Source organism: Amycolatopsis sp. NPDC005961, assembly GCF_040629235.1.
In the GTDB taxonomy this organism is placed as follows: domain Bacteria; phylum Actinomycetota; class Actinomycetes; order Mycobacteriales; family Pseudonocardiaceae; genus Amycolatopsis; species Amycolatopsis camponoti.
On sequence record NZ_JBEXVF010000105.1, the window covers coordinates 1 to 26,926 of the forward strand.

At 71.8% G+C, this 26,926-nt stretch carries 26 protein-coding genes and 1 pseudogene; 17 read left to right on the forward strand and 10 right to left on the reverse strand.

Annotation, left to right across the window (positions count from 1 at the left end):
* Together ABZ342_RS45745 and ABZ342_RS45750 are read left to right on the forward strand one after the other, a co-directional pair.
* A pseudogene (locus ABZ342_RS45745) lies at positions 1 to 318 on the forward strand (lipoyl synthase); the annotation flags it as partial.
* Between the two features lie 14 nt (positions 319 to 332).
* Positions 333 to 1,700: an L-serine ammonia-lyase gene (locus ABZ342_RS45750; protein ID WP_360487426.1), complete on the forward strand. Its 1,368-nt coding sequence runs from the start codon at positions 333 to 335 to the stop codon at positions 1,698 to 1,700.
* A gap of 23 nt (positions 1,701 to 1,723) precedes the next feature.
* Here the strand turns inward: ABZ342_RS45750 and ABZ342_RS45755 are convergent, their stop codons facing one another.
* Entirely contained in the window at positions 1,724 to 2,008 is a 285-nt protein-coding gene (locus ABZ342_RS45755) for a hypothetical protein (RefSeq protein ID WP_360487429.1), read from the reverse strand.
* Between the two features lie 84 nt (positions 2,009 to 2,092).
* On the opposite strand from ABZ342_RS45755, the gene ABZ342_RS45760 reads away from it, so the two are divergent.
* On the forward strand, positions 2,093 to 2,818 hold the full coding sequence (locus tag ABZ342_RS45760) for a GntR family transcriptional regulator (RefSeq protein ID WP_196425514.1): 726 nt from the start codon (positions 2,093 to 2,095) through the stop codon (positions 2,816 to 2,818).
* A gap of 50 nt (positions 2,819 to 2,868) precedes the next feature.
* Here ABZ342_RS45760 and ABZ342_RS45765 read toward each other — a convergent pair whose 3' ends face one another.
* On the reverse strand, positions 2,869 to 3,261 hold the full coding sequence (locus ABZ342_RS45765; RefSeq protein ID WP_360487432.1) for an SCO5918 family protein: 393 nt from the start codon (positions 3,259 to 3,261) through the stop codon (positions 2,869 to 2,871).
* 201 nt (positions 3,262 to 3,462) lie between these two features.
* Between ABZ342_RS45765 and ABZ342_RS45770 the strand changes: the two genes are divergently transcribed.
* On the forward strand, positions 3,463 to 5,376 hold the full coding sequence (locus ABZ342_RS45770; protein ID WP_360487435.1) for a transglycosylase domain-containing protein: 1,914 nt from the start codon (positions 3,463 to 3,465) through the stop codon (positions 5,374 to 5,376).
* Between the two features lies 1 nt (position 5,377).
* On the opposite strand, the gene ABZ342_RS45775 is transcribed toward ABZ342_RS45770, so the two are convergent.
* The gene (locus ABZ342_RS45775; protein WP_360487438.1) at positions 5,378 to 6,034 is read right to left on the reverse strand and encodes an O-methyltransferase; all 657 of its coding nucleotides are present in this window, start codon (positions 6,032 to 6,034) and stop codon (positions 5,378 to 5,380) included.
* A gap of 68 nt (positions 6,035 to 6,102) precedes the next feature.
* Here ABZ342_RS45775 and ABZ342_RS45780 point away from each other — a divergent pair, with 68 nt between their 5' ends.
* Both ABZ342_RS45780 and ABZ342_RS45785 read left to right on the forward strand, forming a co-directional pair.
* The gene (locus ABZ342_RS45780; RefSeq protein ID WP_360487441.1) at positions 6,103 to 7,425 is read left to right on the forward strand and encodes a PLP-dependent aminotransferase family protein; all 1,323 of its coding nucleotides are present in this window, start codon (positions 6,103 to 6,105) and stop codon (positions 7,423 to 7,425) included.
* Positions 7,426 to 7,520: 95 nt separating this feature from the next.
* Positions 7,521 to 8,645, forward strand: coding sequence for an NAD(P)/FAD-dependent oxidoreductase (locus tag ABZ342_RS45785; RefSeq protein WP_360487444.1), 1,125 nt, complete (start codon positions 7,521 to 7,523; stop codon positions 8,643 to 8,645).
* 276 nt (positions 8,646 to 8,921) lie between these two features.
* On the opposite strand, the gene ABZ342_RS45790 is transcribed toward ABZ342_RS45785, so the two are convergent.
* The 3 genes from ABZ342_RS45790 to ABZ342_RS45800 all read right to left on the reverse strand — a co-directional run bounded on the left by ABZ342_RS45790 (position 8,922) and on the right by ABZ342_RS45800 (position 13,356).
* The gene (locus ABZ342_RS45790) at positions 8,922 to 10,703 is read right to left on the reverse strand and encodes a hypothetical protein (protein ID WP_360487447.1); all 1,782 of its coding nucleotides are present in this window, start codon (positions 10,701 to 10,703) and stop codon (positions 8,922 to 8,924) included.
* 395 nt (positions 10,704 to 11,098) lie between these two features.
* Entirely contained in the window at positions 11,099 to 13,078 is a 1,980-nt protein-coding gene (locus ABZ342_RS45795; RefSeq protein ID WP_360487450.1) for an SDR family oxidoreductase, read from the reverse strand.
* A gap of 74 nt (positions 13,079 to 13,152) precedes the next feature.
* Entirely contained in the window at positions 13,153 to 13,356 is a 204-nt protein-coding gene (locus ABZ342_RS45800) for a hypothetical protein (protein WP_155545203.1), read from the reverse strand.
* A gap of 206 nt (positions 13,357 to 13,562) precedes the next feature.
* On the opposite strand from ABZ342_RS45800, the gene ABZ342_RS45805 reads away from it, so the two are divergent.
* The gene (locus ABZ342_RS45805; RefSeq protein ID WP_360487453.1) at positions 13,563 to 14,786 is read left to right on the forward strand and encodes an FAD-dependent oxidoreductase; all 1,224 of its coding nucleotides are present in this window, start codon (positions 13,563 to 13,565) and stop codon (positions 14,784 to 14,786) included.
* Here the strand turns inward: ABZ342_RS45805 and ABZ342_RS45810 are convergent.
* The gene (locus ABZ342_RS45810) at positions 14,779 to 15,498 is read right to left on the reverse strand and encodes a MerR family transcriptional regulator (protein WP_360487456.1); all 720 of its coding nucleotides are present in this window, start codon (positions 15,496 to 15,498) and stop codon (positions 14,779 to 14,781) included. The genes ABZ342_RS45805 and ABZ342_RS45810 overlap by 8 nt on opposite strands.
* 46 nt (positions 15,499 to 15,544) lie before the next feature.
* On the opposite strand from ABZ342_RS45810, the gene ABZ342_RS45815 reads away from it, so the two are divergent.
* Positions 15,545 to 15,808: a hypothetical protein gene (locus ABZ342_RS45815; protein WP_360487459.1), complete on the forward strand. Its 264-nt coding sequence runs from the start codon at positions 15,545 to 15,547 to the stop codon at positions 15,806 to 15,808.
* Here ABZ342_RS45815 and ABZ342_RS45820 read toward each other — a convergent pair.
* Positions 15,798 to 17,003 (reverse strand): multidrug effflux MFS transporter, encoded by a 1,206-nt coding sequence (locus ABZ342_RS45820; protein WP_360487462.1) that lies wholly within the window; start codon positions 17,001 to 17,003, stop codon positions 15,798 to 15,800. The two genes, ABZ342_RS45815 and ABZ342_RS45820, sit on opposite strands and share 11 nt — an antisense overlap.
* A 202-nt stretch (positions 17,004 to 17,205) precedes the next feature.
* Between ABZ342_RS45820 and ABZ342_RS45825 the strand changes: the two genes are divergently transcribed.
* The 6 genes from ABZ342_RS45825 (at position 17,206) to ABZ342_RS45850 (ending at position 23,731) form a co-directional block, all read left to right on the forward strand.
* A complete protein-coding gene (locus ABZ342_RS45825; RefSeq protein ID WP_360487465.1) occupies positions 17,206 to 18,057 on the forward strand; it encodes a fumarylacetoacetate hydrolase family protein in 852 nt (283 codons plus the stop codon).
* A gap of 2 nt (positions 18,058 to 18,059) precedes the next feature.
* Positions 18,060 to 19,364, forward strand: a complete 1,305-nt coding sequence (locus tag ABZ342_RS45830) for an enolase C-terminal domain-like protein (protein WP_360487468.1) — start codon at positions 18,060 to 18,062, stop codon at positions 19,362 to 19,364.
* A complete protein-coding gene (locus ABZ342_RS45835; RefSeq protein ID WP_360487471.1) occupies positions 19,357 to 20,103 on the forward strand; it encodes an SDR family oxidoreductase in 747 nt (248 codons plus the stop codon). The genes ABZ342_RS45830 and ABZ342_RS45835 overlap by 8 nt, the downstream gene beginning before the upstream one ends.
* Before the next feature lie 63 nt (positions 20,104 to 20,166).
* A complete protein-coding gene (locus tag ABZ342_RS45840; RefSeq protein ID WP_155547276.1) occupies positions 20,167 to 21,201 on the forward strand; it encodes a sugar ABC transporter substrate-binding protein in 1,035 nt (344 codons plus the stop codon).
* Positions 21,198 to 22,721, forward strand: coding sequence for a sugar ABC transporter ATP-binding protein (locus ABZ342_RS45845; protein WP_360487473.1), 1,524 nt, complete (start codon positions 21,198 to 21,200; stop codon positions 22,719 to 22,721). Before ABZ342_RS45840 ends, ABZ342_RS45845 begins: the two co-directional genes overlap by 4 nt.
* Positions 22,718 to 23,731 carry an ABC transporter permease gene (locus tag ABZ342_RS45850; RefSeq protein ID WP_155545210.1) on the forward strand — a complete coding sequence of 338 codons (1,014 nt, stop codon included), beginning with the start codon at positions 22,718 to 22,720 and terminating at the stop codon, positions 23,729 to 23,731. Before ABZ342_RS45845 ends, ABZ342_RS45850 begins: the two co-directional genes overlap by 4 nt.
* Positions 23,732 to 23,776: 45 nt before the next feature.
* Here the strand turns inward: ABZ342_RS45850 and ABZ342_RS45855 are convergent, their stop codons facing one another.
* Entirely contained in the window at positions 23,777 to 24,508 is a 732-nt protein-coding gene (locus ABZ342_RS45855) for a FadR/GntR family transcriptional regulator (RefSeq protein ID WP_360487476.1), read from the reverse strand.
* Positions 24,509 to 24,588: 80 nt separating this feature from the next.
* Here ABZ342_RS45855 and ABZ342_RS45860 point away from each other — a divergent pair, with 80 nt between their 5' ends.
* From ABZ342_RS45860 to ABZ342_RS45870, 3 genes are read left to right on the forward strand one after another with little or no spacing between them, the layout of a single operon-like run.
* The gene (locus tag ABZ342_RS45860) at positions 24,589 to 24,939 is read left to right on the forward strand and encodes an L-rhamnose mutarotase (RefSeq protein ID WP_360487479.1); all 351 of its coding nucleotides are present in this window, start codon (positions 24,589 to 24,591) and stop codon (positions 24,937 to 24,939) included.
* A 5-nt stretch (positions 24,940 to 24,944) separates the two neighbouring features.
* Positions 24,945 to 25,913 (forward strand): aldo/keto reductase, encoded by a 969-nt coding sequence (locus tag ABZ342_RS45865; RefSeq protein WP_360487482.1) that lies wholly within the window; start codon positions 24,945 to 24,947, stop codon positions 25,911 to 25,913.
* Positions 25,910 to 26,767: an amidohydrolase family protein gene (locus ABZ342_RS45870; RefSeq protein WP_360487485.1), complete on the forward strand. Its 858-nt coding sequence runs from the start codon at positions 25,910 to 25,912 to the stop codon at positions 26,765 to 26,767. Before ABZ342_RS45865 ends, ABZ342_RS45870 begins: the two co-directional genes overlap by 4 nt.
* Before the next feature lie 31 nt (positions 26,768 to 26,798).
* On the opposite strand, the gene ABZ342_RS45875 is transcribed toward ABZ342_RS45870, so the two are convergent.
* Positions 26,799 to 26,926: sigma factor-like helix-turn-helix DNA-binding protein (locus tag ABZ342_RS45875; protein ID WP_360485468.1), on the reverse strand; the 128-nt coding region annotated here is incomplete at its 5' end.

The following is a 26,926-nucleotide window of genomic DNA, read 5'->3' on the forward strand; positions in this document are numbered from 1 at the left end:
GTGGCTCCGGCGATGCGGGACCTGGTCGACGCGGGGTGCGAGATCCTGACGATCACGCAGTACCTGCGTCCCTCTCCGCGGCACCACCCGGTGGACCGGTGGGTCAAGCCGGAGGAGTTCGTCGAGCACTCGAAGGCGGCCGAGGCGATGGGCTTCGCGGGCGTGATGGCCGGGCCGCTGGTGCGGTCGTCGTACCGCGCGGGACGGCTCTACGCGCAGACCAAGGGCTACCGTGGAGAGGAGCTGCCGGAAAACCTGCGGCACCTCGCCGACCAGGGCCCGGCCGCGCAAGAAGCCAGCTCCCTGCTGGCGCGATAGGAAGGGGCGGATCAATGGCGATCAGCGTCTTCGACCTGTTTTCCATCGGCATCGGCCCGTCGAGCTCCCACACCGTCGGGCCGATGCGGGCGGCACTGACCTTTGTGGACGGACTCGGCACCGATCTCGAGAAGACCGCGCGCGTCCAGGCCGAGCTGTTCGGCTCGCTCGGCGCGACCGGCTTCGGCCACGGCAGCGACAAAGCCGTCCTGCTCGGGCTGTCCGGTGAACGTCCCGAGGAGATCGACACCGACGTCGTGCCCGCGCGCGTCGCGGAAATCCGGGAGTCCGGGCGGCTGAAGGTGCGCGGCACGCACGAGATCGCGTTCGACGAGGACACCGACCTCACGATGCACCGGCGCAAGTCCCTGCCGGCGCACCCGAACGGGATGATCTTCCGCGCGTTCGCCGCCGACGGTTCCCTGCTGCGCGAACGCACGTACTACTCGGTCGGCGGCGGTTTCGTCCGCGACGAGTCGTACGAGACGGACGCGGTGTTCGTCGAGGACTCGACGCCGGTGCCGTACCCGTTCCGCACCGGCGCGGACCTGCTCGGGCACTGTGCCGCGACCGGCTTGCCGATCAGCGAGATCATGCTGGCCAACGAGCTGTCCTGGCGCAGCGCCGCGGAAGTCCGCGACGGGCTCCTGGCGATCTGGGCGGTCATGGCGGAGTGCGTCCGCAACGGCTGCACGCACGAAGGCGTCCTCCCGGGCGGCCTGAAGGTGCCGCGGCGCGCCCGCGCGCTGCACGAGAAGCTCCTCGCCGAGGACGGCCTGGACGACCCGCTGTACGCGATGGACTGGGTCAGCCTGTACGCGCTGGCGGTGAACGAGGAGAACGCCGCGGGCGGCCGGGTCGTCACCGCGCCGACCAACGGCGCCGCCGGGATCATCCCCGCGGTCCTGCACTACTACCAGCGCTTCATCCGGCATTCGTCCGACGACGGCATCGTGAAGTTCATGCTCACCGCGGGCGCGATCGGCTCGATCCTCAAGCAGACGGGCTCGATCTCGGGTGCCGAGGTGGGCTGCCAGGGCGAAGTGGGGTCGGCGTCGGCGATGGCGGCGGCGGGCCTGACGGAGGTCCTCGGCGGCTCGCCGGCCCAGGTGGAGAACGCGGCGGAGATCGGGGTGGAGCACCACCTCGGCCTGACGTGCGACCCGGTGGGCGGGCTGGTGCAGATCCCGTGCATCGAGCGCAACGCGGTGGGAGCGTCGAAGGCGATCCACGCGGCGAGGATGGCGATGCGCGGCGACGGCAGCCACGTGGTGACGCTGGACAAGGCGATCAAGACGATGCGCGAGACCGGCGCGGACATGAGCGTGAAGTACAAGGAAACCGCCCGCGGCGGCTTGGCGGTGAACGTCATCGAGTGCTGACGTCGCTTTCCGCGCAAGCGACGTCAGTTCCGCCGGTCCTCGTCCTCCACCGCCAGCTTCAACCCCACCTCCACCAGGCGCCAGCCGAGCTGCTGCTTCCGGGTTCCCGGGCTGCGGCTGGGCCTCGCCCGGCCGGGCGGACGGTCGCGCACGCCGTGGCGCAACTCGTTCTCCCGCTCGTGAACCAGATCTTCGGCCATCAGGAAGTGCACCGGATCGCCCCCTGCGTCGATGTTCGGTGTCGGTGGTGCCATCGTCGCCGACCGTGGCCGTCCGGTTCCACCGGTTTTTCGGACCGCGAACGTCATTGTCACCGACAGCGACCGTCCGTGGCCACTCCGAAGGTGCGCCGCGCCGGGGAAGTACCGCGCGCCGCGGCCTAAACTCGCGGGATGGAACCGACCTCGGTGGTGAATGCGGGTGAAGCGCTGTTCCGGCCGGTCCGCGCGGGCAACGCCTTCGAGGAGACGGTCGAACGGCTGCTGCAGGCCATCCGGCTCGGCGTCGTCGGCGCGGGGGAGCGGCTCCCGTCGGAGCGCGAGCTGGCGGAGCGGCTCGGGGTCAGCCGCGTCACGCTCCGCGAAGCCATCCGGGCCCTCTCCGACGCCGGTTACGTCGAGTCACGGCGAGGCCGCTACGGCGGCACTTTCGTGCACGACACCCTGCCCGGGCCGCCGGAACGGTCACCCGGAGGCAAGGTCGAACCCGTCGCACTGGAGGACGCGCTGTGCCTCCGGTACGTCCTCGAGACCGGCGCCGCGGAGATGGCCGCCGCGCGGTCGCTGAGCCCGGCCGACCGCCGGCACCTCACCGGGACACTCGCCGAAGCCGCGAGCGCGAGCCTCGACGACTACCGCCGCAAGGACTCCCGCCTGCACCTCGCGATCGCGGAGGTGACGGCGTCCGGCTCCCTGACCACGGCGATGGCCGACGCCCGCACCCGCGTCAACCAGCTGCTCGACCGGATCCCGCTGCTCCCGCCCAACCTCGAGCACTCGAACGCCCAGCACGAGGCGATCGTCGACGCGATCCTGGCCGGCGACGCCCCCGCGGCCCGCCAGGCCATGGCGGAGCACATCGAAGGCACGGCGTCGCTGCTGCGCGCGTTCCTGGCCTGAGCGCATCGAGCCTGTCTTGTCGGGAAGGTGCCTGGCCAACATGAGGTAGCTCAGCGCTTTCGTTCGAGCTCAGCCACTCGGGCGGACAACCCGGCGATTGCTTGGTGAGCCACGGTGAGCGCTGCCTCCAGAGCCGTGACCCTTTCATCGAGGGGTGATTCCGTGTCCGCGTCAAGTAGCCAACTCGCCCGCCCGTCCGTTGCCTGGCCTGCGCGGCGGCAGACAAAGCCGACCTTGGTGAGGACGCGCTGTGCCTCCATGGTCGTGAAGCTCGTGCGCTCCCAACCGGTTACAACGGCAAGTACCTGCTTCGGCGGGAAAACCGTGGAACCGATCTCGACCAAATGCTCGCGGATCGTTTCGGGCTCGACATCGCGCATCGCAGTCAGCACAGCTTCTCGATCAAGATCTAGAGGCCGCCCTCCGACAATCACTCGAACCATGGCTCGTCCTTCCTATAACAACTAGTAGAGTTAGAACTTACAGTAACTTACTAGATGTGTGCAGAGTGGATCTGTGCCGGCGAGGCGTTGCGTGGTGCCGCGGGGGAGTGGTCGTCCGGGGTGGCCGCCGCCTTGACAGGATTCGAACAACCTCGTTAGTTCTCCACAGAACCTCCTCACCCGGTCGGCCGTCATCCATTCGTGACCTTGGCGAGCGAGGAAATAGCGGAAGAAGACGAGCAGCCGGACACCCCGCGGCGCCGTCGGTGGCGGCGGATCCGGCGGATCGGGTACTGGGGCTTCGGGCTGCTCGTCGGCGTCCCGCTGATCGCCTTCTGGGTCGCCTACCTCGTGCTCGACGTCCGCAGCCCCCAAGAGGTCCTCGCCGGGCTCGACAAGACCGTCGTCCTGCAGTACTCGGACGGGTCGTCGCTGCTCAAGGTCATCCCGGCCGACGGCGACCGGACGTTCGTGCCCTACACGCAGGTGCCCGCGAAGCTGCGCGACGCCATCATCGCCACCGAGGACCCGACCTTCTGGGACAACCAGGGCTTCGACCCGACCGGCATCGGCCGCGCGTTCCTCACGGGCGTCGGCGGCGGGTCCGGGATCACCCAGCAGTACATCAAGAAGTCCACCGGCGACGACGACGCCTCCCTCGGCCGCAAGTTCGCCGAGCTCGTCCTGTCCACGAAGATCACCCAGGAGCAGACCAAGGAACAGATCTTCGAGAGCTACGTCAACATCATCTCCTTCGGCCGCGGCACGTTCGGGCCCGCCGCGGCGATGAACGCCTACTTCGGCAGGAAGCTCGACGACTCGATGACGTGGAGCGAAGCCGCCTTCCTCGCCGGGATGATCCAGTCGCCGTCGGTGCACGACCCGGCCGCGTCCGGCGACGCCCACGCCGCCCGGCGCTGGCAGTACGTGCACGACAAGCTCGTCGCCCGCCGCTACGTGCCGGCCGGCGAGCCGATGGCTTACCCCGGCGGCGAGATCCAGGCGCCGTCGGAGACCCGCGCGGGCCGCGTCACCTACGACGAGTTCCACATCAAGCAGCAGGTCCTGGCCGAGCTGGAACAGGACGGCTTCCCGCTCGGCCGGCTGCAGCAGGGAAACATGACCGTCGAGACGACGCTGGACCGCGGCATGCAGGACGCGGCGAAGAAGGCGTTGCGGGACAGGCTGAAGGGCGAGCCGAAGGAGTTCCGCGGCGCGGTCGTCGCCGTCGACCCGACGACCGGCGCCGTCCGCGTCTACCAGGGCGGTGACCAGGGCGTCCGCGACTACGCGAGCACCCCGCACGCGGCGGGCTCGGCGTTCTACCCGTTCACCGTCGTCGCCGCCCTGCACCGCGGCTACGGCCCGGACGTGCCGGTCCCGGCGCCCGAGGAACAGGAGTTCCTCGGCGAGAAGTTCAAGTACCCGGACGTCTGCGGCGTCAAGTGCACGCCGCGCACGGCGATGCGGGCGCACGCCGACGGCCCGTTCATCGCCTTGGCGAGGAAGCTCGGCCCGGAAGCGCTGAGCGACGCCGCGCGGCAGGCCGGCATCCCCGAGACCGTCGACGGCACGCCGACGATGCGGGAGCGGGACGGCTTCCTCATCGGCCCGGGCATCGCGATCGGCCGGTACCCGTTGCGGCCGTTGGACATGGCCGGCGCGTACGCGACCTTCGCGAACGACGGCGTCCGCACGACCCCGCACCTGGTGGCGAAGGTGCGCGACGAAAGCGGCGCCGTCGTCTGGGAGCACACCGACACCGCGCGCCCGGCGTTCGACGACGACGAAGACGAAAGCCGCCGGGTCGCCCAGGACGTCACCGGCACCCTGACCGACGGCGGCGGGGCCGCGCTGCGCACCGGCGAGGCCGAGCACGGCACCAGCCCGGACAACCAGGACGCCTGGGCCATCGGCTACACGCCGCGGCTGGCCGCCGCGGTCTGGGTCGGCTCCGACGACGATCGCCTGCTGAAGGACGCGAACGGCGCGAAGCTCACCGGAGACGTCGTCCCGGAAGACATCTGGCGCGGGTTCATGACGGCGGCGCACCAGCGCGTGCCGGCCCGGAAGATCACCGTGGCCCCGCCTCCGGTGGTGCGGCCGCCGCGCTGAGTCAGCGCACCAGGGCCAGCACGAACCCGTCGTGGCCCTTACTGCCCACGGTCTGGACGGCGGTCGCGTCCAGCCGCGGCTCGGCGGCGAGGAGATCGACCATCTCCCGCACGCCCACGACGTCCGGGTCGGTGCTCGCCGCGTCGGTCACCCGGCCCTGCCGGACGACGTTGTCGACGACGATCGTCGTGCCCGGCCGGGAAAGCTCCAGCGCCGCGCGCACGTAGTTCGCGGAGTTGTTCTTGTCGGCGTCGACGAAGACGAAGTCGAACGGCCCGGTCAGCGTCGGCAGCGTGTCGAGCGCGGCGCCGACCTTGATCTCGACGACGTCCTCGCCGAAGCCGGCCCGCGCCAGGTTCGCCCGGGCGACTTCGGCATGCTTGGGTTCGTATTCGCAGGTCACCAGCTTGCCGCCGGCCGGGAGCGCGCGGGCCAGCCAGATCGTGCTGTATCCGCCGAGCGTGCCGATCTCCAGGATGGAGCGGGCGCCGGCCTGGCGGGCCAGCAGGTTCAGCAGCTTGCCCTGGTTGGGGGCGACGGCGATGTGCGGCAACCCGGCGGCGGCCGAGTCGGCGAGCGCGGCGTCCAGCACGGGATCGGGGGCGAGCAGCGCCCCGCTGAAGTAGTCGTCGACTTCGGCCCAGGTCTTGTCGGTCATGGCACCTCCAAAGCCAACCTAGCGGGCTGGGATCATGCTCGGGGACGACCGAAAGCGGGAAGGTGGACATGGACGACTACCGCGTCGTCGCGGACGCCCTCGCCGCCGACATCGAGGCCGGCCGTCTCCGCCCGGGTGACCGCCTGCCGCCGCAACGCCGCTTCGCGCGGCAACGCGGTCTCGCGAACTCGACCGCCGCCCGCGTTTACGGCGAGCTTGTCCGGCGCGGCCTGGCCGTCGGTGAAGTCGGGCGCGGGACCTTCGTGCGGGCCACGAAGCCGCCGCCCGAACCCGCGCTCGCCGAACCCGGGGACGCCCGCGTCGACCTCGAACTCAACTTCGCCGTCCTGCCCGACCAGTCCGCGCTGCTGGCGAAAGCGCTGCAACCCCTGCTGCGCGACGACGTCCTCACCGCGGCCCTCCACCCGATCGGTGCCGCGGGCACCCCGGCCGCCCGGGAAGCCGCGGCCACGCTGCTCACCCGCGGCGACTGGCGCCCGGACCCCGCGACGATCCTCTTCACCGGCAACGGCCGCCAGGCCATCGCGGCCGCGATCGCCGCGTTCGTGCCGGTGGGGGAGCGGCTCGCGGTCGAGTCGCTGACCTATCCCGTCGTGAAGGCCGTCGCGTCGAGGCTCGGCGTCGAGCTGGTGCCGGTCGACACCGACGAGCACGGGCTCGTACCCGAAGCCCTGGCCGCGGCCGGGCCGGTGCGCGCGCTGTACGTCCAGCCGACCCTGCACAACCCGCTCGGCACGACCATGCCCCCGAAGCGCCGCGAAGAGCTGGCCGCCGTCGTCGCCCGGCTGGACCTGCCCGTCATCGAGGACGGCATCTACACCTTCCTGCGTGACGACGTCCGGCCGTTCGCCGCGTACGCGCCGGAGCGGACGGTGTTCGTCGACAGCCTGTCCAAGCGCGTCGCCCCCGGTCTGACGGCGGGATTCCTGGTCGCGCCACCGGCCTGGACCGCGCGGCTGGCGTCGTCGGTGCGGTCGGGTGCCTGGGCCGCGTCGCGCTTCGCCGTCGAAGCGGCGACGCAGTGGATCGTGACGCGCACCCTCGCCGGCGTCGAAGCCGCGAAACGCCGTGACGCCGCTGTGCGGGCGTCGGTGGTCGAAGCGAAGCTGCCGGGTCTTCGGGGCGACGCGGCGTCCTACCACCGTTGGTGGGAGCTGCCGGAGCAGTGGCGGGCGGAGACGTTCGTCGCGGCGGCGGCCCGCCGGGGGATCGCGTTGTCCCCGGCGGCGGCGTTCGCGGTGCTGCCGGGGCACGCGCCGAACGCCGTGCGCATCGCGGTCTCGGCCCCGCCGGTGGAGACGCTGGCCGCGGCTCTCGACGTCCTCGCGGCGCTGGCGAGCGGCAGCCCGGACGACCTGCTCGCCGACTGACAGCGCGTGCCAGCGGCGTGACAGTGCGGTGTGCGGTCCGCACCAGGGGCTCCGGCCAGTCTTCGGTTGTCGCGCAAGAAACCGAAGGAGCATCCATGAACGTCACGATCATCGGCGCCGGCCTCGGCGGCCTCACCTTGGCCCGGGTGCTGCACGTCCACGGCATCCCGGTCACGGTTCACGAGGCCGAGCCGTCCCCGATGGCGCGCATGCAGGGCGGGATGCTGGACATCCACGACTACAACGGGCAGCTCGCCGTCGAAGCCGCCGGCTTGGTGGACGAGTTCCGCGGTCTCGTCCTGGACGGCCGCCAGGCGATGCGGATCCTCGACCGGGACGCGAACCTGCTGTACGAAAAGGTCGACGACGGCACCGGCGGGCGGCCCGAGGTCCAGCGCGGCGAGCTGAGGCAGCTGCTGCTGGACGCGCTCCCGGAAGGGACCGTCCAGTGGGGACACAAGGTCAGCGGCGCCCGCACGCTCGACGACGGCTGCCACGAGGTGACCTTCACCGACGGCACCACGGTCGTCACGAGCCTGCTCGTCGGCGCCGACGGCGCCTGGTCGAAGGTCCGGCCGCTGCTCACCGACTCCACGCCGGAGTACGAGGGCACGGCGTTCGTCGAGACCTACCTGTTCGACGCGGACGCGAAGCACCCGGCCACCGCGGCGGCGGTCGGCGGCGGGTCGATGGTCGCGCACGGCGGCTCGACGGAAGACAGCATCAACGCCCACCGCGAAAGCGGCGCCACCCTGCACACCTACGTGGCGCTCGCCCGGCCGCTGGACTGGTTCGCCGCCATCGACTTCACCGACCCGGCCGCGGCCGCCGCCCGGATCGCGGCGGAGTTCGACGGCTGGGCCCCGGAGCTGACGGCACTGATCACCGACGGCGACACGGACCCGGTCCTGCGTCCGCACTACGCGCTGCCGGTCGGACTCCGCTGGGCCCGAGTGCCAGGCGTGACCCTCGTCGGCGACGCCGCGCACCTCGCGGCGCCCAACGGCGAAGGCGCCAACCTGGCCATGCTGGACGGCGCAGAGCTGGGCCAGGCCCTCGCGGCGCACCGGGGTGACGTCGAGGGAGCGATCGCTTCGTACGAGGAGGCGATGTTCGTCCGCAGCGCGACGCCCGTCGACGACGCGGTGCTCTTGGAGAGCCTGTTCGGCGACGACGTCCCGGAGAGCCTGCTCGAGCTGGTGCGGGGCGAGCGGGGCTAGGGGGCGTACTTCCCGACGAAGCTGCCGCGGCAGTCGATCGGGTCGGAGGCGCGGCGGGCAGCCGGTTCGGGGACCGCGGCCCGTCCCCCGGGCCTTGCCGGGACCGACCGCCGTCATCGACGGCCGGTCGGTGCCGTCGACGAGGTGGTGGATTTCGTGTTCAGCCGCCGCGGCAGCGGCCGATCGCGTGGTCAGTCGCCAGCCGGAATCTTTGCCCTGCACGCCTCAGGCGCGGTAGGCAACCGGGCCGAAGGCGCAGGCCGGGCCGGGACCGGCTCAGGGGGCGTACTTCCCGACGAAGCTGCCGCAGGTGACGGCGCGGCCCGTGAGCCGGGACTGGATCGCCTTCTCCAGGCCCAGGTAGTCGAACACCGGTGTGTCCACCGGGACCGACTCCGGCACCGGGCCGCCCGTCGCGAGCATCCGGATCGAATCCGTCTCGAACAGCACCAGGTAGCCGCCTTCGCGGTTCAGCTCGTCCGCGGTCGCGAGCATGCGCTCGGGCGCGTCGCCGACGATCTCCAGAGGCAGTGGCCACTCCAGCGGGAACGGGTTGCGCAGGCCGAAGGCGGGGTAGGCGAACGGGCTGTCCGGGAGGATCGCCGTCTTCGCGGCCGGGAAGCGGTCGAGGCAGTCGCGGATCTGCCGGACGAACGTGTGCGTCGAAGGGTTGGTGCGGATGCCGGCCATCGCCGGGCTGACGTCGCCGAGGTCGGCGGTCAGCCGGTCGTGCCCGAGGTCGAGGTAGGCGGCCTGGTCGTGGCGTGCGACGACGACCCAGCCGCACACCGCCACCGCCGTCAGGCCCGCGGTCGCGGTCACCCAGCGCCGCGCCAGCCGCGGCCGCGGCGGGACGACGTGGCTCAGCAGCAGCAACGCCGTCAGCGCGAGGGTGCCGGTGAGCAGCGTCGGCGTGTCGTTGCCCCACGACAGGCTGGTCATGAAGCCGGTCGCGAGCACGAGCAGCCCGGCCCACGGCACCTTCCGCGTCACGGCCGCGTTGACCGGCACGCTGATCGCGACGATCCACCACAGGACGTCCGCCCAGCGCGAGGAGCCGGTGAACCGGCCGTCGACGACCGTCCAGACGATCGCCGCCGCCCCGGCGAGCACGAGCACCCAGGACGCGATCCGCCCGGCGCCGCCGAGCCGGTCGCCCGGCAGCCGGACGGCCAGCAGCACGACGGCGATCGCGGCGAAGAACCCCAGCTCACGCACCGGCGCCCGGGTCAGCACCTCGGGGTCTTCGAGCCAGAGCCCGAGCAGCCGCTGGCCGTACGCGGGCACGCCGCCGGTCAGCTGCTCGACCATCTCGGTGAACCCGCCGCCGAGGCTCACCCAGGCGACGTACACGAGCCCGGGCGCGCCGAGCGCGAGGAGGTCGAGGAGTACCCGGACCACGCGCCGCGTCCCCGCGCGGGTGGCCGGGTGCAGCAGCAGCCACACCACGCCGATCACCGCGGCCAGCGCGAAGCTCTGCTTGACGAACACGGCGCAGCCGAGCAGCACCAGGCCGCCGCGCCGGGCGAGCGCACGGCCGCCGCTCAGACCGGCGTCGAGCGCCCACGCGCCGCACGCGGTGAGCGCGATGCCGTCGACGGTGTGCCAGGCCATCAGCGGGAAGGCGTTGAGGTTGATCAGCGACGCCGCCGCGACCATCGCGGTCATGCCCGGGCCCCAGTCGAGCACCCGGCGGCGGGTGACGAGCGTGGCGAACGCGATCGTGGCGACGATGATCTCGATCATCGACAGGAAGCTCGACCCGAAGAACAACGGCATCGGCAGGGCGTAGTCGGCGACGTGCAGCACCGCGGACCCGAGCGGGCGGGCGGAGATGATGTCGGCGTGGGGGACTTCGCCGTGGAGCACGCGCCACGCCTGGGCGAGGATGAAGCCCTGGTCGGAAGGGTGGAACCCGAACCGGCCGACGCGCAGTTCGGTGGCCAGGGCCAGCAGCACCACCCAGCCGGCGTGGACGCCCCAGCGCAGCAGGGGCCGGGCGGGTTTCGCGGGTGCGGGCTCCGGGGCGGCGGCGCGCGCCGGACTCGCCACGTCCACGCCTGCCCGCCTTCCGCTCCCCGATCACACCCGGGAAGCGATGGTAGCGGCCTGGCCGGTGACCGGCTCGAACAGCACCACCGGGGGCCGCCGGTGGTGCTGTCCCAGTCGTGAGTGAGAAACCGTGTTCTGACCCTGTTTCTCACTCACGACCGGTGAGCGGCGCCGCGGCCGGAGCCGGGTTCGCGCCCGGCCCCGGCCTTCATGTCACCTGATCGTGCGCCTTGCGGTGCCGATGGCGGCCGCCTGGTCGGCCACGGCGGATCGTTCCCCAGTACTGCTGATTTCCGGCATTCCGAACTCCCCAGTTCACGCCCGTACCGATGTACGGGACTCGCGCGAGGGTAGAAGTACCGTCGTCTCCAGTTCCAGTGTTTCGGCGGAATTCGCGGAGATCAAGCACGACGGCGCCAGATCGAGCGGGTCACCGCCGCCGCGACGGCCGCCGGCGCGGGCGGACTCGGGAGGCCGCGGGCCTCGGGCGCGGACTCCCGCGCCGCCCGGTACGCGAGGTGCGCGGCGAACCGCGCGAGCCGTGGCGCGACGAGCGTCGCCAGCTCGGCCGCCCGGCCTTCGGGCAGGCTGAGGATCTCCGGACGCTCTTCGAGGGCCTTCACCACGAGCGCGGCTGCGCGTTCCGGGCTGCTCGACGGGATGCCGCGGTAGCCGGTCGGCGCGATCATCGGCGTCCGCACCAGGGGCATCCGCACCGACGTGAACGTGACGCCGTCCGACAGCGTCTCGCGCCCGGCCGTCAGCCCGAACTCCTCCAGCGCGGCTTTCGACGCCAGGTAGGCCGAAAAGCGTGGGGTGTCGGTCTGCAGGCCCATGGTGGTGACGTTGACGACGTGGCCGAACCGCCGCTCGGCCATCGACGGCAGGAAGCCGAGGATGAGCCGCACCGGCCCGAAGTAGTTGATGGCCATCGTGCGCTCGTAGTCGTGGAAGCGTTCCGTGGAGAGCGCGACCGAGCGCCGGATCGAGCGGCCGGCGTTGTTCACCAGCATGTCGACCGCGCCGTGCTCGCCGAGCACGTCCTTGACCAGCGCGTCGACGGCGTCGCCGTCGGTGAGGTCGCAGGGGTACGCGGCCGCGGCGCCGCCGGCCGCGGTGATTTCGTCCCGGACGTCGTCGAGCTCCGAAGCGCGGCGGGCCACGAGGATCACCTTCGCGCCCTTGCGGGCCGCGGCGAGCGCCGACGCCCGGCCGATCCCGGACGACGCGCCGGTGATCAGCACCGTGCGCCCCGCCAGGCCGTGCCGCCGACGCGCGCGGTCGGGGTCGAGGTGGTCCCGCCAGTACCGGTAGAGCGGCGCCGCGTAGTCGCGCAGCTCCGGCAGCTCGATGCCGCTGCCGAACAACGCGGTCGTGGTGCGCGCGGTGTCGAAGTCGACGTCGACGCTGAGGTGCGGCAGTACTTCCAGCGGGATGCCCAGCTCCTCCAGGACGGCGGCGCGGGCGGCCCGGCCGCCGGGCACGCGGTCGATCCCGGCCGCGGCGGCGTGCGCCAGCCGGGTGCCGGCGCGCCGCACGACGCCGGACGGCCGCGCCGGCAGCACAGCCCGGATCGTCGGCCCGCCCGCGGCGCGCGCGAAGGCGTTGTAGACGGAGCCGAGCGACTGCGGCCGCGCGGCGGCGAGGTGGTAGGTCGCCCCGGATGGCGCGTCCCGGTGCATCAGGTGCTCCATCGCCTCGACGACGTAGTCGACGGGCACCAGGTTCGTCGCGCCGAGGCCGGGGGCGGCGAGCGGGAGCCGCGCGGGCAGCGCCGCCAGCCGCGAGATGGCGGGGAGGAAGTAGTACGGGCCGTCGACCTTGTCCATCTCGCCGGTGCGCGAGTCGCCGACGACGGCCGAGGGCCGATAGACGCGGAAGGGCAGCGACTGTTCGCGGACGAGCTTCTCGGCCTGGAACTTCGTCGCGTGGTACGGCGAACCGAAGTGCTGGCCGAGGTCGAAGTCGGCCTCGGTGAACCGCCCGGCGTGGTCGCCCGCGACGGCGATCGACGACACGTGGTGCACCAGTCCCGCCTCCGCGGCCAAGGCGAAGGCGAGCAGGTGCCGGGTGCCGTCGACGTTGGCGCGCCGGTTGGCGTCCTCGCCCGCGGTCAGGTCGTAGATCGCGCCGAGGTGGACGACGTGGTCGAGGTGCTCCAGGCCGGCGGGGTCGACGCCGAGCCGGGGTTCGGCGAGGTCGCCGACCACCGGGTGGAGCTTGTCCGCACCCGGCAGGCCCTGGGCCCAGGTGGCCAGGCGCTCGCGGGAGGTCTCGCGGACCAGTGCGTACACCGCGGACGTCTCCGGCCGCCGCAGCAGGCGGGCGACCAGGCGTTTCCCGATGAAGCCCGTCGCGCCCGTCACGAAGTAGGTCGTCATGGCCGGTCCCTTCGGTAGTCGGGCCGACTCTAACCTACTGGAAAGTAGGAACGGTAGTTGTCAGTGTCTTCGGTTCACGGCTCGGCCGTGTCGTCCGCCGTCGCGACGACGGCGTCTCGCAGGGCGGCGCGCAGCCGTCCGACGTCGAGCGGGCCGAGTACCGCGGCCTCGCCCGGCGGCGCGACCAGCACCACCTTGTCCTGGCTGACGAACACCGTCACGTCCCGGCGCCGCCCGGCCAGATCCCGGCAGCCCACCGACCATTCGCCCCGACTCATGGTCGCCACCCTCCGTTTTCTCCTCGTGGTCGTGCTCCGTGCGAGGGTGGGAGAGAGGCGCGGGGGCGCTATGACGCCGGTTCACCCGATCTGCCTACTCGCGAGTTTTGTCTTGCGCTTCGCGGATTTCCGGCGTATCCCCCGGTCGTGAACGGGCGTGTTCGGGAGTACCGTCCGCACCGACTCGTCGACGTGGGAGGTCACTGATGCCGGAGCCGCGGAAGATCGTCATCGTGGGTGCGGGCCTGGGTGGTGCGTCGGCCGCGGCCGCGTTGCGCGAACGCGGTTACGGCGGCGAAGTCCTGCTGATGGGCGCGGATCCGCACCGGCCGTACGAGCTGCCGCCGCTGTCGAAGGGCGTGCTGCTCGGCACCACCGACGAACCCGACTGGGTGCACGAAGAGAAGTACTACGCGGAGCACGACATCCGGTTCAGCCCCGGCGTCACGGCGACCCGGCTCGAGCTGGGCGCGCGGCTGGTCCTGGACGACGCGGGCGGCGAGCACCGCTACGACCGGCTGGTGCTGGCGACGGGTTCGCGGCCGCGCACGCTCCCGGTTCCCGGCGGCGACCTGCCCGGGCTGTACACGCTGCGCAGCCTCGACGACGCGCTCAAGCTGCGGTCGGCCTTCGCCGAGGCGGAGCGCGTGGTGATCATCGGCGCGGGCTGGATCGGCTCCGAAGCCGCCGCGGCGGCCCGCACGCACAACGCCGACGTGACGGTGGTGGACCCGGTTCCGGTGCCCCTGGCGAACGTCGTCGGCGAGACGGTCGGCGGGGTGTTCCGGGACCTGCACGTCTCGAACGGCGTGAAGTACCGCCTGGGCGAGCAGGTCGCGGAGATCACCGGCGGCCCGGACGGCGTCCGCGGCGTCCGCCTGGGCGGCGGCGAAGAGCTGACGGCCGACGTGGTCCTGGTGGCGGTCGGCGCGGCACCCCGGGTGGAGCTGGCCCACGCGGCGGGCCTGGAGCTGTCCGACGACGGCGGGGTGTGCGTGGACGCGGGCCTCCGCACGGCGGCCCCGGACGTGTACGCGGTGGGGGACATCGCGGCCCACTTCCACCCGCGCTACGGCCACCGGATCCGCGTGGAGCACTGGGCGAACGCGAAGGAGCAGGGAAAGCACGTGGCGCAGAACCTGCTGGGGGAGAACGAGCCGTACCTGGCCTCGCCGTACTTCTTCACGGACCAGTACGACCTCGGCTGCGAGTACCGCGGTCTCGCGGACCCGGTCACGGACGAGCTGGTGGTCCGCGGGGACCTGACGACCCGCGAGTTCACGGCGTTCTGGCTGCGCGACGGCGAAGTGTCGGCGGCGATGAACGTGAACATGTGGGACGACGGGGACGCGTTGAGCGCGTTGGTGGACGGCCGCACGAAGGTGACGGCGGAGCAGCTCAAGACGGCGGACCTGGCTTCGCTCACCTGAGGCGTTCGCGGATCAGCGTGTCGAGCCGTCGCCAGGCGGGTGATGACGCGTTGACCGCTCCCTGCACCAACGCCGGGATCGCCGAACCTCCTTCGTACGCAGGCAAATCCGGCCCATAACGCGCCCGCGTCGCCGAGACGAGCTTCTCGGCGAGCGCGTCGACGCGGGGGTCGTCCGGAAGCACGTCGTGCAGCCCGTCGTACTCGAGGACAAGGGAAAGCAACGTCGGATCGTCCAGCATCGAAGACTGGTCCTCGAAACTGACCCGAGCCGTCGACGGGTGGGTCGCGAACACCAGCAGCCACAAGTCGTTCTGCAGCGTCACCCAGCGCTCGCTGAACCCGAGGTCGCGCAAGCGGGACAGGAACGCCACCACCGGCTCCGGTAGCGCGGACAGCTGACCGTCGGCGAGCTGCCGCAACCGTTCCTGAGTGGCGCGCAGGCCGTCGATCCGGGCGGACAGGTCGTCGTCGATCCGCTGGAGCGCGGAACGCAGCTCGCCGCCGGATCGCAGCTCGCGGATGCGCGCCAGCGGCACCCCGGCCTCGGCCAGGGTCCGGATCTTGATCAGCTCGATCGCGTCGGCCGCGCTGTAGCGGCGGTAGCCGGACGCGTCGCGCGGGGGCTCGGGCAGGAGCCCCTTCGCGTGGTAGACGCGGATCGTCTTGGCCGTCACCCCGATGTACGCGGCGAGCTGCCCGATGGTGAGCACCTCGCCATCGTCGCACTTGACCTTGCCCCGGGGGCAAGGTTGCATGATGAGCGGCATGGCGGACTACGAGACCCTGCGCGCGCTGGCCGACGAGGGCAACGAGACGGCCCTCGACCGGCTCGCCGACCTTGCTGACGCCCGCGGGGACGTCGACGAGCTGAGCGAGCTGCTGGACGAGGGCTGCGACCACGCCGGCGAGCTGCTGACCCGCCGCGCGGTCGCCGAAAAAGACCTCCTCGCGCTGCAGCGGATCGCCGACGCCGGTCACGAACCCGCCGGCGAAGAGCTGGAACGCCTGCTCAGGCCGTGACGGGACGCGTCAGCGCCAGATAAGCCACCAAAGCCAGCAGCGCGAACCCCGCCATGGTCGCGGCCATCGGCACCGCCGTCCCCGGCCCGCCCAGCCCGACCAGCGGCGTCGCCACCGCGCCCACCACGAACTGCAGCACCCCGAGCAACGCCGACGCCGCCCCGGCGGACCGGGCGTGCGAAGCCAGCGCCAGCGAGCTCGCGTTCGGCATCACCAGCCCGATGCTCGACACCAGCAGGAACAACGACACCAGCAGAAAACCCAAGGGGGCCCGGAAGAGCGCCGAAGCCAGCACCGAGGCCCCGCCGAACACCCCGAGCAGCAAGCCGGAGAGCAGCAGCGCTCGCTCGGGCACCCGCCCCACGAGCCGCCCGTTGAGCTGCCCCGCCAGCACGATGCCGACGCCGTTCACGCCGAACACCACGCTGTACGCCTGCGGACTCAGCCCGTACACGCCCTGCAAGGCGAACGACGAGCCCGAGATGTAGGCGAACATCGACGCGAACAGCAGCCCGGACGCCAGCGCGTACCCCGCGAAGGACCGATCCAGCGCCAGCCGCCCGTAGGTCCGCATCACCTGGCCGAGCCGGGCGGGAGACCGCGAAGCCGACGGCTCCGGGAAGGAGAACAGCACCACGGCCAGCAGCAGCGCGCCGAACGCCGTCAGCACGACGAACACCCCGCGCCACGACGTCCAGTTCAGCAGCTGCCCGCCGATCAGCGGCGCCAGGATCGGGGCCAGCCCGCTCACCAGCATCAGCGTCGAGAAGAACTTCGTCATCGCGGTGCCGGAGAACAGGTCCCGCACCGTGGCCCGCGCGATCACGACGCCGGCCGCCGCGCCGAGGGACTGCACGCCGCGCGCCGCGACCAGCAGCCACGCGTCCGGGCTCACCGCGCACAGCACCGAGCCCACGACGTACAGCGCCAAGCCCACCAGCAGCGGGCGACGCCGGCCCAGCGCGTCGGACAGCGGGCCGAGCACCAGCTGGCCCAGGGCCAGGCCGGCGATGAACGCGCTGAGCGTCAGCTGGACGGTCGTGTCGGCCGCGCGGAGGTCGTCCGCCATCCGCGGCAGCGCGGGCAGGTACATGTCGATCGACAGCGGCCCGAACGCCGAGAGGCCGCCGAGTACCAGGACGAACTTCAGCTGCGCGCGTCCGCTCGTCGCGGTACGTTCCGCCGTGCCGGCCATGCGCCTCCTCGGGTCCCGATCACGACCAGCGACGCGATGACCTGCGCTATTCCGGCTGTGAGCCGTGACACCCCGTGCTCAAACGAGCACTGAACCGGTACTGATCCGATCAATTTCCGGCCGATTGAGCGACGGCTCTGGATCCAGGGTCCGGACTGCGATATACATCGGATGTCTGGTCGAGCGGGTGAAGGGAAAATCCGTGCAGCTTGTGCGTCTCGGGGAGCCGGGAAGTGAGCGTCCGTTCGTGCGTGCCGACGACGGCACGACCTACGAGCTGGGCGGCCTGACCGCCGACGTCGACGGCGGCTTCCTCGCCGCGGACGGCATCGCGCGCACCGCCGCCGCGCTCGCCGCCGGTGAGCTGCCGAGAGCGGACGTCGAAGGCCTGCGCGCCGGCCCGCCCATCGCCCAGCCCGGCAAGGTCGTCTGCATCGGCATGAACTACCGCCGCCACGCCGAGGAAACCGGCGCGACGCCGCCGACCGAGCCCGTCGTCTTCATGAAGGCGCCGGACGTCGTGGTCGGCCCGGCCGACGATGTCCTCATCCCGCGCGGGTCGGTCAGCACCGACTGGGAGGTCGAGCTCGGCGTCGTCATCGGCAAGACCGCGCGCTACCTCGACAGCGTCGACGAAGCCCTCGAGTACGTCGCCGGCTACGTCGTTTCGAACGACGTTTCCGAGCGCGCGCTGCAGTTCCGCACCGCCCAGTGGGACAAGGGCAAGTCGTGCGAGAACTTCAACCCGCTCGGCCCGGCGCTGGTCCCGGCGAGCGAGGTGCCCGACCCGCAGGACCTCGGCCTCCGCCTGTGGATCAACGGCGAGAAGAAGCAGGACTCGAGCACCAAGGACATGATCTTCTCCGTGGCCGAGATCATCCACCACCTCAGCCAGGTCATGGTGCTGCGACCGGGCGACCTCATCAACACCGGCACGCCGGAGGGCGTCGCGCTCGGGCAGCCCGATCCCAAGCCCTACCTGCGCGACGGCGACGTCATCGAGCTGGGGATCGACGGTCTCGGCCGGCAGCGCCAGACCGCCAGGCAGGCCTGACCATGGCGAAGATCATCGGCATGGAGGTCCTCGACGTCCGGTTCCCGACCTCGCGGGAGCTGGACGGCTCGGACGCGATGAACCCCGACCCGGACTACTCGGCCGCCTACGTCGTGCTGCACACCGACGGCGGCCCGGACGGCTACGGCCTCGCGTTCACCATCGGCCGCGGCAACGACGTCCAGGCCGCCGCGATCCGCGCGCTCGCCCCGCACGTCGTCGGCCGGGACGTCCCGGAGGACGCGGCCGCACTCGGCGACCTGTCGCGCACCCTGGTCGGCGATTCGCAGTTCCGCTGGCTGGGCCCGGAAAAAGGCGTTGCGCACATGGCCGTCGGGGCGGTGGTGAACGCCGCGTGGGACCTCGCCGCGCGCCGCGCCGCCCTCCCGGTCTGGCAGTTCGCGGCGCGCATGACGCCCGAAGAACTCGTGTCGCTCGTCGACTTCCGGTACCTGTCCGACGCGCTCACCGAAGCCGAAGCCCTCGACATCCTGCGCCGCGCGGAACCCGGCCGGGCCGAACGGACGAAGCAGCTGGAGGCGAACGGTTACCGCGCCTACAGCACGTCCCCCGGCTGGCTCGGCTACGCCGACGCGAAGCTCGTCCGGCTGGCCGAACAGGCCGTCGCCGACGGCTTCGAGATGATCAAGCTCAAGGTCGGCGGCAACCTCGAAGACGACGTCCGGCGCATGAAGCTCGCCCGCGAGACCGTCGGCCCGGACGTCCGGATCGCCGTCGACGCCAACCAGCGCTGGGACGTCCAGGCCGCGGTCGACTGGATGACCGAGCTCGCGCCGTACGACCCGTACTGGATCGAAGAACCGACCTCCCCGGACGACGTCCTCGGCCACGCGGCCATCGCGAAAGCGCTTGCGCCGATCCGGGTCGCCACCGGCGAGCACGTCCAGAACCGGGTCGTCTTCAAGCAGCTGCTGCAGGCCGGCGCGATCTCGGTGCTGCAGCTGGACGCCGCGCGCGTCGGCGGGTTCAACGAAAACCTGGCGATCCTGCTGCTGGCCGCCAAGTTCGGCGTCCCGGTGTGCCCGCACGCCGGCGGCGTCGGGCTCTGCGAGCTCGTCCGGCACCTCTCGATGTTCGACTTCGTGGCGGTGTCCGGCACCGACGCGGACCGCTCCATCGAATGGGTCGACCACCTGCACGAGCACTTCACCGACCCGGCCGTCGTCGAGCGCGGCCGGTACCTCGCCCCGACCGCCCCCGGGTTCTCCGCGCGCATGCACGACGCCACGCTGCGGCGCTTCCGGTTCCCGGACGGTCCCGAGTGGACGGAGACCGCAAGTGAGTGAATTCGAGGGCCTGGTGGCCGCCGTCACCGGAGGCGCCTCGGGGATCGGCCACGCGACGGCCACCCTGCTGGCCGAGCGTGGCGCGCAGGTGGCGGTCCTCGACCTGAAACCCGGCGACGACGGCTTCCGCTGCGACGTCGGCTCCGATGACGAAGTCCGCTCGGCGATCGACGCCGTCGTGGACCGCTTCGGGCGCCTCGACATCCTCGTCAACAACGCGGGCATCGGCGCGCAGGGCGACGTCACGGGCAATGACGACGACGAGTGGCACCGCGTGTTCGACGTCAACGTCGTCGGCATGGTCCGGCTCGCCAGGGCCGCCCTGCCGCACCTCAAGAACTCGCCGTCCGCGGCGATCGTCAACACCTGCTCCATCGCGGCCTGGGCCGGCCTGCCCAACCGCGCGCTCTACTCGGCCACCAAGGGCGCGGTGCTCTCGCTGACCCTGGCCATGGCGACCGACCACCTGCCCGACCGGATCCGCGTCAACTGCGTGTGCCCCGGGACGGCGGACACCCCCTGGGTGGGCCGGCTGCTCGACGCCGCCGACGACCCGGCGGCCGAACGCGCGGCCCTCGCGGCGCGCCAGCCGATGGGCAGGCTGGTCACCGCCGACGAGGTCGCGAACGCCGTCGTCTACCTCGCCAGCCCGCTTTCCGCTTCGACCACCGGCACCGCGCTCGCGGTCGACGGCGGTATGTACGGCCTGCGCCCGCGCGGTCCCGTGCACCACGACTGAAAAGACTTGATTTCCGCTGTCATCAAGGAGGATGCGGTGCGCGCTGTGCTATTCCCGAACAGGGTGATCCAGGTGGCCGCCACGGCCGCCGTCTGCGGCCTGGTACTGGCCGCCTGTGGGTCCACCAAGGACAACGCCGCGGCACCCGCGGCAGGCGGTGGGGACCCCGGCGGCAAGGTCGGCGCGACGCTGCCCCTGCTGACCTCGCCGTTCTGGCAGGCCTACAACAACTACGTGCCGCAGATGGCGAAGTCCGAGGGCGTCGACGTCCTCCCGACGGTCAACGCCGACAGCGACCCGGCGAAGCTGATCACCGACATCGGCACCTTCCTCAACCAGGGCGTCAAGGGCCTGGTCGTGACGCCGCTGGACTCCGCGGCCATCGTCGCCGGGCTCAAGCAGGCCGAGAACAAGGGCGTGCCGGTCGTCGCGGTCGACGTCGCGCCCGAGAGCGGCAAGGTCGCCATGGTCGTGCGGGCCGACAACAAGGCCTACGGCACCAAGGCCTGCGACGCGATCGGCGAGAAGGTCAAGTCCGGCAAGGTCGTGCAGATCATGGGCGACCTCGCCTCGGTCAACGGCCGCGACCGCTCGGAAGCCTTCCGCGACTGCATGAAGTCCAAGTACCCCGGCGTCCAGGTGCTGGAGATCCCGGCCGAGTGGAAGGCCGACAAGGCGTCCTCCGGGCTGGACAGCATGCTGACCGCGAACCCGGACATCAAGGGCGTCTACATGCAGGCCGGCGGCGTCTACCTCGCCCCGACCGAGCAGGCGCTCAAGCGCAAGAACCTGTTCTTCCCGGTCGGCGACCCGAAGCACATCGTGCTCGTGTCCAACGACGGCATCCCGCAGGAACTGGCCGCGATCCGCGCGGGCGAGCTGGACGCCACGGTGTCCCAGCCGGCCGACGCGTACGCGAAGTACGGCTTGTACTGGCTGAAGAAGGCCATGGCCGGCGAGACGTTCAAGCCGGGCCCGACCGACCACGACAGCACCATCGTCGAAATCAGCCCCGGCATCCTCGAGGACCAGCTGCCCGCGCCCGTCATCACCAAGGCCAACGTGGACGACAAGGCCCTGTGGGGGAACAACCTGTGACCGCGCTGCCCGCCGGCGAATCCGCCGTCCCGGTGGTCAGCGCCGTAGGAGTCGGGAAGCGCTACGGCCCCACCGTGGCGCTCCACGACGTCAGCCTCACCGTGCACCCCGGCGAATCGCACGCGCTCGTCGGGCGCAACGGGGCCGGCAAGTCGACGCTCGTCACCATCCTCACCGGACTGTCCGCCACGGACACCGGGCACGTCGAGTTCGGCGGCGAGCCGGCCCCACCACTGTCCAAACAGGACGACTGGAAGGCGCGCGTCGCCTGCGTGTACCAGCACGCGATGGTCGTCCCGCAGCTCACGGTCGCCGAGAACCTGTTCCTCAACCGGCAGGCGGGCGGCGGGTTCTCGATCGGCTGGAAGTCGTTGCGGCGCAAGGCCCGCGAGCTGCTCGACTCCTGGGACGTGCACGTCGACGTCGACACCCCGGCCGGTGAGCTGTCGGTCGAGGACCGGCAGTTCGTCGAGATCGCCCGCGCGCTGTCCTACGGCGCCCGGTTCATCGTCCTCGACGAGCCGACCGCCCAGCTCGACAGCCAGGCGATCGAGCGGCTCTTCGAGCGGATGCGCCAGATGCAGGCGGGCGGGGTGACGTTCCTGTTCATCTCGCACCACCTGCACGAGGTGTACGAGGTCTGCCAGGCCGTCACGGTCCTGCGCGACGCCAAGCACGTGCTCACCGCGCCGGTCGCCGACGTCGGCAAGGCCGAGCTGGTCGACGCGATGACCGGCGAGCCCGGCGGCCTGTCGGTCCGTGACGCCGCTTCTCGCGAGTCGCTCGAAGACGATGCCGCGGAGATCCTTTCGGTGGACGGGCTGTCCGGCGACGGCTTCCGGGACGTGTCCTTCCGGCTGCGTCGCGGCGAAGTCGTCGGGCTCGCGGGCAGCAACGCCAGCGGCAAGCACCAGGTCGCCGAGACGGTCTACGGGCTGCGGACGCCGTCGGCGGGCACGGTCCGCGTCGACGACTCGCCGCTGCGGCCGGGCGACATCCCGGCGGCGCTGCGGGCGGGGATCGGGTGCGTGCCGCGCGACCGGCACCACGAAGGGCTCGTCCTGGAGCACTCGATCGCCGACAACACGACGCTGTCCATTTTGGACCGGATGGGCCGCGGCGGGATCGCTTCGCCCACCGCCCGGCGCGCGAAGGCGTCGCAGGCGTTGAAGGACTACGACATCGTGGCCGCGAGCGCCGAGCAGCCCGTGTCGGACCTGTCCGGCGGCAACCAGCAGAAAGTCGTGCTGGCCCGGGCCCTGATCGGTGACCCGCGGGTCGTGGTGCTGATCAACCCGACGGCCGGGGTGGACGTGAAGTCGAAGGAGGCGCTGCTCGCGGTCGTCGACCGGGTGCGCGCCGAGGGCAAGGCGGTGCTGATCGTCAGCGACGAGCTGGACGACCTGCGCCTGAGCGACCGGGTCCTGGTGCTGCGCGCCGGGGCCGTGGTCGCCGAACACCAGGCCGGGTGGTCCGACGGCGACCTCGTGGCCGACATCGAAGGAGTCGAGCTTTCGTGACCGACGTGATGACCTCCCCGCAGACGGAGCTGCCCGCCCCACCCCGGCGGCGCAAAGCCGGCTGGCTGCGCGAACTCGCGCTGCTGCCCGCCCTGATCGTCGTGTTCGTCATCGGCGGCCTGGTCGACGACACGTTCGTCGGCTGGAGCAACATCGTCAGCATCCTGACCGCGTCGGCGGCGCTGTCGCTGGTCGTGCTCGGCGAGTCGCTGGTGCTGATCACCGGGAAGTTCGACCTGTCGCTGGAGTCCACGATGGGCCTGGCGCCCGCGCTGGGCGCGATGGTCGTGATCCCGGCGGCGTCGGCGGGCTTCGGCGTCGAGCTGCCCGCCGCGATCGGCCTGCTGGTGATCCCGCTGTGCGGCGCGCTCGTCGGGTTCGTCAACGGCTTCCTGATCGTGAAGCTCAAGCTGAACGCCTTCATCGTGACGCTGGCGATGCTCACCGTGCTGCGCGGCGTGCAGGTCGGGTCGACCAAGGGCAAGACGCTGTTCAACCTGCCGGACTCGTTCACGAACCTGGCGACCACGACGTTCGCCGGGCTGCCGATGTCGGTCTGGCTGGCGGCGGTGCTGTTCGCGATCGCCGGCTGGGTGCTGCGCTACCACCGCGTCGGCCGCGCGCTGTACGCGATCGGCGGCAACCGCGAAGCCGCGCGGGCGGCCGGTGTGCGCGTCGACCGGATCGCGTGGGCGGTGTTCGTCGTCGCCGGGATCCTCGCGGCGATCGGCGGCCTCGCGTACACGGGTTACGTCGGGGCGCTGGGCGCGAACCAGGGGTCCGGGCTGATCCTGCAGGTGTTCGCGGCGGCGGTGATCGGCGGCGTCTCGCTCGACGGCGGCAAGGGCACCCTGGTCGGCGCCCTCACCGGCGTCCTGCTGCTGTCGTCGGTGTCGAGCCTGCTCAACTACGCGCACGTGACGGCGGAGTGGCAGGGCGCGATCTACGGCGCCATCATCCTGGTCGCGCTGATCATCGCCCGGTACGCGGGCGGGAAGCCCCAGACCTGACGCACACGCTGTGATCATCCGACCACTGCGAGGAGAAAGAGCGTGTCAGGAGGCTTCCGCGGCCGGCTCGGCGTCCGCGTCGGGCACCGTCGGGTCGTCCGCGGTGCCCAGGGCGTTGCGCAGCCACTGCTCCACGCCCGCGACGTGCACGGTCGCCCACGAGCGCGCGAGCTCCGGCTCGCGCGCCGCGATGGCCTCGTAGATCGCCGAGTGCTGTTCCCGGGTCTTCGCGACCGCGCCCTCCTGGGTGAGGCCGCGCCAGATCCGGGCGCGCGCGGTCGGCCCGGAGAGGCTGTCGAGCAGCGAGCAGAGCACCGGGTTGCCGGAGCCGTCGGCGATCTTGCGGTGGAACTGCAGGTCGTTGGCGACCAGCGCCTCGACGGTCGGCGAGTCCTCCAGCTCGCCGAGCAGCTGGCCCAGCTCGGTGATGTCGTCGTCGCTCATGTGCAACGCGGCCAGCGCGGTGGCGGCCGGCTCGAGGATCCGACGCACGGCGAGGAAGTCGAGCACGGTGTCGTCGCGGTGGAAGTCGACCACGAACGTCATCGCGTCGAGCAGCAGGTTCGGCTCGAGGCTGGTGACGTACGTGCCGTCGCCCTGCCGGACATCGAGCACCCTGATCAGGCACAACGCCTTGACGGCCTCCCGCAGGGAGCTGCGCGAGAGCCCGAGCCGCTGGGCCAGCTCGGCCTCCTTCGGCAGCCGGTCTCCCGGCGCCAGCTCGCCGGAGATGATCATGTCCTTGATCTTGTCGATCGCGACATCGGTGACGGGCATCGCGTCCGCCCTCCCTGCAACAGACCTCGGATGTTTCGGTGTTGCTCCCCAGCGTGCCATGTCCCGGCGAAGGAGTGGTGATGACCCACCAGCCCGCACCACACAGTGTCTCCAAAAGAGTGGCTCTGCATACCCGCCTGAAGCCGGGGAAGGAGGCCGAGTACGAGTCCGTCCACGCGGTCATCCCGCCCGAGCTGGACACCGCCCTGCGCGAAGCCGGTGTTCGCACTTGGCGGATCTGGCGTAACGGTCTCGACCTCTTCCACGTCGTCGAAGTCGACGACTACGCGGCGATGCGCGCGGCGTTGCGGGACCACCCCGCGAACGTCCCGTGGCAGGCCCGGATGGCCGAGCTGCTGGCCGTCGAAGACGACTACTCCGGCGGTGACACCGGCATCGGGCTGGTCTGGGAACTGCCGGCGAAGGAGTGACGGCGTTGGAACTCTCCCTGTCCCCGCTGGGTCTCGGCTGCGCGCAGCTGGGCAACCTCTACCACGCGATCAGCGACGAAACGGCGGCCGCGACCGTCGGACGCGCGTGGGACGAGGGCATCCGGTACTTCGACACCGCCCCGCACTACGGCCTCGGCCTCTCGGAGACCCGCCTCGGCGCGGCCCTGCGCGCGCACCCCCGCGACGAGTACGTGCTCTCGACGAAGGTCGGCCGCGTGCTCGAACCGAACCCGGACGGCGCCGGCGCGCGGGACGACGAGGGCTTCGCCGTCCCGGCCGCGTACCGGCGCCGCTGGGACTTCAGCCGCGACGGCGTCCTGCGGTCCCTCGAGGACAGCCTGACGCGGCTGGGACTCGACCGCGTCGACATCGTCTACGTGCACGACCCCGACGACCACTTCGAAGAAGCCCTGCGCGGCGCCTTCCCCGCGTTGCGCGAACTGCGCGAGCAGGGGGTGATCGGCGCGTTCGGCGCCGGGATGAACCAGGCGCCGATGCTCACGGAGTTCGTCCGCCGCACCGACCTCGACGTGCTGCTGGTGGCCGGGCGCTACACGCTGCTCGACCAGCCGGCGCTCGACGAGCTGCTGCCGCTCTGCGTCGACCGCGGAGTCTCCGTCGTGGCCGGCGGCGCGTTCAACGGCGGCATCCTGGCGACCGCCGAGCCGGGCGGCGTCTACGACTACGCGGAAGCCCCGCCGGAGCTGGTCGAGCGGGCCCGGCGGATCGCCGAGGTGTGCGCGCGGCACGGCGTCGAGCTACCGGAAGCCGCGCTGGCGCTGCCGATGGCGCACCCAGCGGTGGCGTCGGTGGTCGTCGGCGCGCATGATCCTTCGCAGGTCAGCGTGAACGCGCGGCGCGCGCGGGCCGTCGTGCCACCCGAGCTGTGGACCGACCTGGTCGACGCGGGCCTGCTGCGCGCCGATGTCGTCATCGCCGAAGGAGTCTCATGATCGACGCCCACCACCACCTCTGGGACCCGTCGCGGCGCGAGTACCCGTGGATGGCGGGGGCGGCGCTCGACCCGATCCGCCGTCCGTACACGGTGGACGACCTGCGCGCGGTCACCAAGGCGGCCGGCGTGCGCGCGACGGTGCTGGTCCAGGCGGTGTCGTCCGCCGAAGAGACGGCGGAGTTCCTCGCGACGGCGGCCGCGGAACCGGTGATCGCGGGCGTCGTCGGCTGGGTGGACCTGGCGGCCCCGGACGTCGTGGACCGGCTGGCCGCGTTGCGGGAGCAGGGTCCGCTGGCCGGGATCCGGCACCAGGTGGAGACCGAGCCGGACGAAGACTGGCTGCTGCGCCCGGAGATCGTGGCCGGGCTGAGCGCGGTGGCGTCGGCCGAATTGGCGTTCGACCTGCTGGTCCGCCCGGCGCAGCTGCCCGCGGCCACCGAGCTGGCGTTGCGGCTGCCGGAGCTGCGGCTGGTGCTGGACCACGCGGCGAAGCCCCCGATCGCGGCGCGGGAGTGGGAGCCCTGGGCGTCCGGCGTGGCGGCCCTGGCCGCGCGGGAGAACGTCGTGTGCAAGCTCTCCGGGCTGGTCACGGAGGCGCACTGGACGGGCTGGGAGGTCGGGCACCTGCGCCGGTACGTCGAGCACGTGCTGGACGTGTTCGGGCCGGAGCGGCTGATGTTCGGCTCGGACTGGCCGGTCTGCGAGCTGGCGGCGTCCTACGAGGTCGTCCTGGACGCGGCGATCGCGCTGACCGGCGGGCTTTCCGACGCCGAGCGGCTGGGCGTGTTCGAGTACAACGCCCGCCGCGTCTACGGCTTGGATGCGAGCGGGGAGACCTCCTCCAGGGGGTAGAAGAGGTTTCCCCGCTCGCGGCTGGGGAGGCTCAGAATTCTTCGTCGCGGATCATGCCGCGCAACCGGGTCAGGGCGCGGTGCTGCGTCACGCGGACGTTGCCCGCGGAGATCCCGAGGGCTTCGGCGGTCTCCTGCGCGGAGAAGCCGACCGCGATGC

What these genes read in the sequence shown, in the direction of transcription:
- ABZ342_RS45750 (WP_360487426.1), top strand. Translation starts at nt 333, where the DNA reads ATGGCGATCAGCGTCTTCGACCTGTTTTCCATCGGCATCGGCCCGTCG.
- ABZ342_RS45755 (WP_360487429.1), bottom strand. Translation starts at nt 2,008, where the DNA reads ATGACGTTCGCGGTCCGAAAAACCGGTGGAACCGGACGGCCACGGTCG.
- ABZ342_RS45760 (WP_196425514.1), top strand. Translation starts at nt 2,093, where the DNA reads ATGGAACCGACCTCGGTGGTGAATGCGGGTGAAGCGCTGTTCCGGCCG.
- ABZ342_RS45765 (WP_360487432.1), bottom strand. Translation starts at nt 3,261, where the DNA reads ATGGTTCGAGTGATTGTCGGAGGGCGGCCTCTAGATCTTGATCGAGAA.
- ABZ342_RS45775 (WP_360487438.1), bottom strand. Translation starts at nt 6,034, where the DNA reads ATGACCGACAAGACCTGGGCCGAAGTCGACGACTACTTCAGCGGGGCG.
- ABZ342_RS45780 (WP_360487441.1), top strand. Translation starts at nt 6,103, where the DNA reads ATGGACGACTACCGCGTCGTCGCGGACGCCCTCGCCGCCGACATCGAG.
- ABZ342_RS45785 (WP_360487444.1), top strand. Translation starts at nt 7,521, where the DNA reads ATGAACGTCACGATCATCGGCGCCGGCCTCGGCGGCCTCACCTTGGCC.
- ABZ342_RS45795 (WP_360487450.1), bottom strand. Translation starts at nt 13,078, where the DNA reads ATGACGACCTACTTCGTGACGGGCGCGACGGGCTTCATCGGGAAACGC.
- ABZ342_RS45800 (WP_155545203.1), bottom strand. Translation starts at nt 13,356, where the DNA reads ATGAGTCGGGGCGAATGGTCGGTGGGCTGCCGGGATCTGGCCGGGCGG.
- ABZ342_RS45805 (WP_360487453.1), top strand. Translation starts at nt 13,563, where the DNA reads ATGCCGGAGCCGCGGAAGATCGTCATCGTGGGTGCGGGCCTGGGTGGT.
- ABZ342_RS45815 (WP_360487459.1), top strand. Translation starts at nt 15,545, where the DNA reads ATGAGCGGCATGGCGGACTACGAGACCCTGCGCGCGCTGGCCGACGAG.
- ABZ342_RS45820 (WP_360487462.1), bottom strand. Translation starts at nt 17,003, where the DNA reads ATGGCCGGCACGGCGGAACGTACCGCGACGAGCGGACGCGCGCAGCTG.
- ABZ342_RS45830 (WP_360487468.1), top strand. Translation starts at nt 18,060, where the DNA reads ATGGCGAAGATCATCGGCATGGAGGTCCTCGACGTCCGGTTCCCGACC.
- ABZ342_RS45855 (WP_360487476.1), bottom strand. Translation starts at nt 24,508, where the DNA reads ATGCCCGTCACCGATGTCGCGATCGACAAGATCAAGGACATGATCATC.
- ABZ342_RS45860 (WP_360487479.1), top strand. Translation starts at nt 24,589, where the DNA reads ATGACCCACCAGCCCGCACCACACAGTGTCTCCAAAAGAGTGGCTCTG.
- ABZ342_RS45870 (WP_360487485.1), top strand. Translation starts at nt 25,910, where the DNA reads ATGATCGACGCCCACCACCACCTCTGGGACCCGTCGCGGCGCGAGTAC.